Source organism: Natroniella sulfidigena (assembly GCF_023223645.1).
Lineage (GTDB): Bacteria > Bacillota > Halanaerobiia > Halobacteroidales > Halobacteroidaceae > Natroniella > Natroniella sulfidigena.
In genome coordinates, this window is the sequence record NZ_JALKBY010000015.1 from 72,190 (window position 1) to 79,092 (window position 6,903).

At 33.6% G+C, this 6,903-nt stretch carries 8 protein-coding genes; all 8 read right to left on the reverse strand.

Translation table 11 applies throughout. The features are described from left to right. Nucleotides 1-12 precede the first annotated feature (12 nt). Nucleotides 13-945, reverse strand: coding sequence for a PstS family phosphate ABC transporter substrate-binding protein (locus MWH28_RS10415; protein ID WP_248619310.1), 933 nt, complete (start codon nucleotides 943-945; stop codon nucleotides 13-15). A gap of 257 nt (nucleotides 946-1,202) precedes the next feature. Then, nucleotides 1,203-2,972 (reverse strand): two-component system histidine kinase PnpS, encoded by a 1,770-nt coding sequence (gene pnpS / locus MWH28_RS10420; protein ID WP_248619311.1) that lies wholly within the window; start codon nucleotides 2,970-2,972, stop codon nucleotides 1,203-1,205. Nucleotides 2,973-2,984: 12 nt separating this feature from the next. After that, nucleotides 2,985-3,677 carry a response regulator gene (locus MWH28_RS10425; protein WP_248619312.1) on the reverse strand — a complete coding sequence of 231 codons (693 nt, stop codon included), beginning with the start codon at nucleotides 3,675-3,677 and terminating at the stop codon, nucleotides 2,985-2,987. 450 nt (nucleotides 3,678-4,127) lie between these two features. Next, complete coding sequence (locus MWH28_RS10430; protein WP_248619313.1) at nucleotides 4,128-4,445, reverse strand: cupin domain-containing protein; 318 nt, start codon at nucleotides 4,443-4,445, stop codon at nucleotides 4,128-4,130. Nucleotides 4,446-4,461: 16 nt separating this feature from the next. Further along, on the reverse strand, nucleotides 4,462-4,854 hold the full coding sequence (locus MWH28_RS10435; protein WP_248619314.1) for an OsmC family protein: 393 nt from the start codon (nucleotides 4,852-4,854) through the stop codon (nucleotides 4,462-4,464). After that, nucleotides 4,817-5,497: a 4Fe-4S binding protein gene (locus MWH28_RS10440; RefSeq protein ID WP_248619315.1), complete on the reverse strand. Its 681-nt coding sequence runs from the start codon at nucleotides 5,495-5,497 to the stop codon at nucleotides 4,817-4,819. Before MWH28_RS10440 ends, MWH28_RS10435 begins: the two co-directional genes overlap by 38 nt. Before the next feature lie 66 nt (nucleotides 5,498-5,563). After that, nucleotides 5,564-6,127 (reverse strand): TetR/AcrR family transcriptional regulator, encoded by a 564-nt coding sequence (locus tag MWH28_RS10445; protein ID WP_248619316.1) that lies wholly within the window; start codon nucleotides 6,125-6,127, stop codon nucleotides 5,564-5,566. Between the two features lie 196 nt (nucleotides 6,128-6,323). Next, nucleotides 6,324-6,554: a hypothetical protein gene (locus tag MWH28_RS10450; RefSeq protein ID WP_248619317.1), complete on the reverse strand. Its 231-nt coding sequence runs from the start codon at nucleotides 6,552-6,554 to the stop codon at nucleotides 6,324-6,326. Nucleotides 6,555-6,903: the final 349 nt, after the last annotated feature.

Consider the following 6,903-nt stretch of genomic DNA (forward strand, 5'->3'; position numbering starts at 1 on the left):
CATTTTCAGCAATTAATTAATTAAATCCCCTAACTGCTCTTGATTAAATTCTTGATATTCAGGACTGATTGGATAAAATCCTGCCCGCGTAACTACTTCTTGTCCATCATCACTGACTATAAATTGAATATAATCCAATTCAGCTCCATCTGGCTGGCCATTGAAATAATTAAATAATGGTCGTGCAATCGGATAAGCACCAGTCTCTACATTCTCCGGTTTAAGAGGAGTAGCATACTCTGAATCTTCATCAACTGCTATATTAATTACATTTAACCCCTCCTCTTCTTCACCACTAGCTTCATCGACTGTATAACCAATTCCACCATAGCCAATTGCATACTCATCATTCATAACCCCTTCTACAATTTGAGCTGTACCATTCATTCTCCTTACATCACTAGAAAAATCATCCCCTAATACATTATCCCTAAAGAAGACATATGTACCGGAATTACTTTGGCGACCATACATCGAAATCTCTGCATCTGGCCCGCCTACTTCTGACCAATTCGTAATCTCTCCTCTAAAGATTGCACTGATCTCATCCATTGTCAAACCTTCAAGATCAAGATTATCATTAGTAAAGACTGCTAGTCCATCCATTCCAATTACTACCTCAAAAGGCTCTACTCCATTAGCTTGAGCTTGTTCAATCTCAGAATCACTCATTGATCTTGAAACATTCGCTACATCAACCCGCCCATCAATCATTGCTGCAACACCTGTTCCTGAACCTCCACCGGTTACTGATACCGTTACATCACTTTGACTTTCCATATAAGATTCAGCCAAAGATTGTCCTACATTTACCATAGTATCTGAACCACGAACATCCAAATGACCACTAGTTCCATCTTCCCCACCACACCCAATAACCATCAATCCTAGTACTACTAACATACTTAATAAAGTAATTGACTTCTTAGTAAATAAGCTTTTCATTTTTAGCCCCCTTTAAAGTTTTAATCCTCTTTTCTTATCTTCAACTGTATTGTAACAATCTTATATTACAGCTAAATTAACGAAATGTTAAAATTATGTTAACAAACTTAAAAAAGTTGCTTGATAGCAACTTTAGTTCAAGGTTAAAGCTAAGTTTTAATAAAATTATAACTTCTTAAATAACAAAATTCCCTCAACCTGAAAAGATCAAGCTAAGGGAATAACAGAACAATAACTACTTATTTCTTTTATACTATTTATAATAGTGGAAACCTGATAATAAATTTCGTTCCCTGCTCTAATTCACTTTCAACATCAATCTGACCATTATACTGTCTCACAATATGCTTTACAATCGATAAACCCAATCCTGTCCCACCTTGTTTTCTCGTTCTTGCCTTATCAACTCGATAAAAACGTTCAAAAACCCGTTCTAAATCCTGTTCAGGAATTCCAATTCCATTATCTTCAACCTCTATTACAGCTTCTTTTTTTTCCACATGAAGTATAGTTTTAACTCTACCTCCCTGTGGAGTGTACTTAATAGCATTATCAATTAAATTAATCATCACCCTTGCAAATTGATCTGGATCACCTTTAATTATAGGAGCTTCAAAAGGTAGGCACAGCTTTAAATCTATCTCTTTCTCTTCAGCCTTATTATTTAATAATGAACTAACATCTTTAATCACTTCTACTAAGTCAACTTCTTGATTAATCCCTAAGTTAGGTTCTGACTCTATCTTAGATAAATCCAATAAATCAGTGATCAACCTCTCTAAACGATTCGTCTCATCATTGATAATTTCTAAAAAATACTGAGCTGTTTCATAATCAAGCTTACTATCTATTAACGTTTCTACATAACCTTTAATCGAAGTCAAAGGTGTCTTTAATTCATGGGAAACATTACTGACAAAATCCCTTCTCATTCTCTCTAATCGCCTTATTTCAGTAATATCTCTCAAAACAGCAACAACCCCTTTAGTCTTCCGATCACCCCTAATAGGAGCAACTTGAACTCTAAAAATCTTCTTTTCTGGTAATAAAATTTCTAGCTCTTCTGTTAAAATACCCACTTGTTGTAATGTCTTTTCGATCAATTGATCTAACTTATAATTTTTTGTAATTTGAATAATCGACTTTCCTAGTACATCTTGCTCCTTAATTCCAAATATATCTTCAGCAGCTGGATTAAATAAGATAACTTCTTCTTGATCATTGACTGCAATCACCCCATCAGCAATACTGGTTACTATTGTCTCAATCTTATTCTTCTCTGCTGATAACTCTTCAATCTTTTCTTTAACCCGACTGACCATGTAATTAAACATCTCTGCTAGTTGCCCTATTTCATCTTCAGTTCTAATCATCAACTTATGATCTAAAAATCCATTTGCTATCTTTTGAGCAGCTGAAGTTATTCTTTCAATTGGAGTTGTAATCTTTTCAGTCATTTTTAATGATAACAACGTTGAAATAATGATTACTACTACTCCAACCCGTAATAAAACATTCCAAATCCCTCGAAAGAGTTGTTGTAAATCATCAAGCTCCATAGCCCCCCGCACTATTCCAACCATCTCTCCATTCTTGATAACCGGTAATGCTATATATCTCATTTCAGCATCTATTGTTGAACTATAACGTTCTGTTCTACCAATTTCTCCTTCTAATACCATTTGTACTTCAGGTCGTTGTAAGTGATTTTCCATCCTTTGCGGATCCTCTCTAGAATCTGCCAAAGGAACTCCTTCTAAATCAATAATAGTAAATCGAGTCTCTAATTTATCACCAAAATTATTGACAACCTCTTTTAAAGAAGTTAAATCTCCTTCTTCAAGTAACGGATTAATAATATCAGTAACTAATTCCATCTTCTTAATCACTTCTTCTTCCATCCACTGAGAAAAATAATTTTGCAAAGAATATTGTAAATAATAACCTGCAAATACCATAGTGACTATTAATAAGATTAAATATAAGATTAAAATCTTACTTTTAATGCTAGAAAGTTTTCGTAACATATCGCTAGCTCCTTATTTTAGTTCTTTAAATTTATACCCAACACCTCTAACTGTTAAGATATATTCTTCTTTACTATACTGAGCAATCTTCTTTCTCAACCTTCTAATATGAACATCGACTGTTCTTGTATCACCATGATAATCATAACCCCAAATTTCCTCTAATAGATGACTACGGGAGAAGACTTGTCCAGGATGTCCGATTAAGATTGATAATACGGCAAATTCTTTAGGAGTTAAATTCAGCTCTTGCCCTTTAATCTCAACCTGATACTTCTCTAAATCAAGCTTGATCTCACCTTTTTTGATTAATTTTCCATCTAAATCTGACGTACTACTTCGACGTAAAACTGCCTTCACTCTAGCAAGCAATTCCCGTGGGCTAAAAGGCTTAGTTACATAATCATCAGCTCCTAATTCCAATCCTAATACTTTATCAACTTCTTCACCTTTAGCCGATAACATAACAATTGGTAATCTATTTAATTTATTATCGCTTCTAATTTGACGACAGACTTCAAATCCATCAACCTGTGGTAACATTAGATCCAAAATTACCAAATCAAGCTCTTTCTTTTTAATCTTTTCTAATGCTTCAGCACCATCATAGGCAGTTAATACTTGATATCCTTCTCTTTCTAGATTAAATTTAACTAATTCAACTATATTTTCCTCATCATCAACGACCAAAATCTTACTTGACATAACATCACCTACTTAATAATTATTCTATCTTTTCACTTTTATTATAATCAATTATTTTTCTAAAATCCAATTTTATTGACAGTTAAAGACCTTGAAATTATAAAATTAATTCTGGTAATCCTCCCTTCTGATAATAAAATTAACAGTACGAAGATCTCTATAGGGATCTTCGTACTGTCAACTGTTAACTACCTCAAGTTTTTATAAACCAAAACCTCTCCTTAAGCCGCTGATAACCTACTACTCTAAAATTGTAATTTCATACAAGTGGCTCTTTTTTGCTTTTTTGTATTTTAACTATACATTTATATTCCTTATTTCTTCAGGTTCTTCGAACCCTTCGTGATGAAAAAATCAGCTCTTTGATTTTTTCTATCCATTATTAACTGCTTTAAAGCTCTTGTCTTTGCCCTTTAACTATTCATTATTAATTATTAACTATTAACTGCTTTATAAACTAGGAGTCTTAACATTTAAGACTACAAATTTTTGGCCCTGGTCTGCCTTAAGGCTCATCGTAGTATTAGCTGGACACGGGATAATATCCTTCGCTTCAACAACCTTCTTCTCATTCCCAATCTGTACAGTTCCTTGGCCCTCCACAATATAAAAGAAGACATTGACCGGAACTGAATGTTCACCAACTACATCACCAGACTCTAAAACCAAATTCATAATCTGCACATCATCATTCTTCAAAATCTTTTTAGCTACTACACCACGCTTATTCTTCTTACCCTCAATCTGATCCATCTTAATAATTTCCATCATAAGTTCCTCCCTTTTATTTAATTACAAAATCAGTCTTGATCTCAATCTTAGGATCCAACGTATTCATTACCAAACAACGCTGATGGGACTCTTCTAATGCCTCTTCCAACTCTTTTGCTGTTACATCCGCTTTAATTTCATACTCTAAAGTAATTGATTCAAACAAATTTGGTGGACTGGCCTTAACTCCTGAAACAGTAACTTCAAACTCATCCCAACTAATATCTCTTTCTGCTAGAGCTGGCTTTAAAAAGAGCCCACTACAAGTTCCTAGACTAGCTAAGATCAATTCAGGTGGCTTAAAAGCACTATCATCCTTTATATTACTAGTAACCGTATAATCTCCACAGGACATTTGAACTTGATAATTATTGGCTTCTTCCCAACGAACAACCGTCCTTTTCATCTTGATACCCCCTCTTACTTCTCTTTCCATAACTAATTGCTCCAGTAGGACAAATCTCTTCACAGTTATGACAGACCAAACATTCATTACAATCAATACTTCTAATCCCAGTAGTCCCTTCTTCCTCAATAGATTCATTAGGACAGACCTTCTCACATAATCCACAACCAGTACAATCAGCTCGAGCTACTTTCATCCCCAACGGGCCAACCCTACCAGTTAGATTCAAAACAGTACCATGAGGACAGATCCTATGCCAAAAATCTTCACTAAAGATAAATGATACCCCTACCCCTAAGATGAATAGATATAGGATAATATTTAATTCAATTCCTACTACTCTAACTGCTACCATACCTCCAAAAAAAGCTATTACCAAAATTAATCTCATAAATCCTCCCTTTAAAAATGAAGGTGCTTTCAAACGAGGTAGATTAAACTTTTCATATAGCCAGCTTTGGAATCTCATCCCGCCCCCGATCGGACAGACCCAACCACAATAAACCCGCTTCCCGACTAAAGAACTAACTGCTCCTACAATAAGTAATAATATCCATATTCTTACTCTGCCTTGCGATAAAAGAAAAGAAAAAAGAACTAAAAATCCTGCTTGACTGATCCCTCTCCAGAAATTTTTTGGCATTTCAAACTCCCCTCCCTCTACTGAATGAATGTTCATTCAGTAATAAAGATATAGCTCTCCTTGTAATTACCTCTTTAAACCAAGCCAATATAAATTAAGCAACTCTTTTTTAGCCTGAGCAAAGTTGTACTCTTCACTTCTGGATACTTTAATAGCCATTCCCTGTAATGAATTAAAGATAGCATTAGCTACCAATTTACTATTTATCTCTCTAATCTCTCCCTTCTCTTTTGCTTGCTCTAATAATTGAGCAATTAAAGCAGGTATTTGATTCATAAACTTCTCTACTGTCTCTAACTTATTTTCACTTGGTAATCTACACTCTTGCGTTAAAACAGTCGTAGTAGTAGGCTTGGCCTCTAATTCACTAAAATGTTTATCTAAAAAGAGCCTTGCTTTCTGTTGAAAAGAAATATCTTTATTCTTTAACTCTTCTAAAAATCTGATCCTCTTCGTTAGTTCAACTTCAAAGATATACTCCAAAATTTCTTCTTTGTTAGCAAAATAGTTATAAACAGTCCCTACTGCAATTCCTGCTTTTTTTGATACCATCTTTACTGTTGTATTATAATAACCATCCTGGGCAAACAGCTCAATTGCACTCTGTCTAATCAACTCTTTTTTATTCATCTGCAAACCTCCTAACTTTTTAAGTGAATGACTATTCATTCAAGTGCATTATACTAATTTTCTTAATAAACTTCTGTGATCTAGATCACATTAACTGTACTTACCCCTCTATTCAGTTGTGGTTTTATAAAATATTAATAATCTTGAGTTATAATTCAACCCTTTGTAATAGCTTGTCCAGAAAGTTAGTTTATACTCATTCACAAATCTTAATTTTAAAACTTATTTCCAAATCAGGAGAAAAAACAAGAGTCAATTCAAAAACAGGAAAACTTCTATTGGTTTTTGGAGTAAAAGCGATATTAAAAGCAATATCCTTTTCAAATAAAATTAGAATTAAGCTTGTAAACTCTTTAGCAGTCAATCTTTGTTTATTTAAGATTTTTTGAAATAGATTAACCTTAAGAATTTGGTTTAAAAGTTCCATCTTTAATACCTCCTACTACAATATATGATTCCAAAAAAAATTAGTGCTATTTAATAACTTGAATCTACTTAATACAACTAAAAAAGGTCAAGGCTTGCAAGCCTTGACCTTTTTTCCTACCAGTAACTAACTCCTAAAACTAAAAGAATCAAGATTAAAAAAACCACAAAAACTTCATCTCCAAAACGACGTCTTCTTCTTTTACCAGAAGCTTCAGCTGCTCCCATTAGTCCCCCTCCCCTCTTTGTATATTTAGTATATTATATTCATATATGCATTGTTTCTGATAAATCAAGTATTTTCTAAAAATAATTTCATAGTCCCACTTTAAGCTACTTTTGAATGGGCT

Bases quoted from the DNA above. Each gene is read 5' to 3' on its own strand.
- MWH28_RS10415 (WP_248619310.1), bottom strand. From the start codon at position 945: ATGAAAAGCTTATTTACTAAGAAGTCAATTACTTTATTAAGTATGTTA.
- pnpS (WP_248619311.1), bottom strand. From the start codon at position 2,972: ATGTTACGAAAACTTTCTAGCATTAAAAGTAAGATTTTAATCTTATAT.
- MWH28_RS10425 (WP_248619312.1), bottom strand. From the start codon at position 3,677: ATGTCAAGTAAGATTTTGGTCGTTGATGATGAGGAAAATATAGTTGAA.
- MWH28_RS10430 (WP_248619313.1), bottom strand. From the start codon at position 4,445: ATGGAAATTATTAAGATGGATCAGATTGAGGGTAAGAAGAATAAGCGT.
- MWH28_RS10435 (WP_248619314.1), bottom strand. From the start codon at position 4,854: ATGAAAAGGACGGTTGTTCGTTGGGAAGAAGCCAATAATTATCAAGTT.
- MWH28_RS10440 (WP_248619315.1), bottom strand. From the start codon at position 5,497: ATGCCAAAAAATTTCTGGAGAGGGATCAGTCAAGCAGGATTTTTAGTT.
- MWH28_RS10445 (WP_248619316.1), bottom strand. From the start codon at position 6,127: ATGAATAAAAAAGAGTTGATTAGACAGAGTGCAATTGAGCTGTTTGCC.
- MWH28_RS10450 (WP_248619317.1), bottom strand. From the start codon at position 6,554: ATGGAACTTTTAAACCAAATTCTTAAGGTTAATCTATTTCAAAAAATC.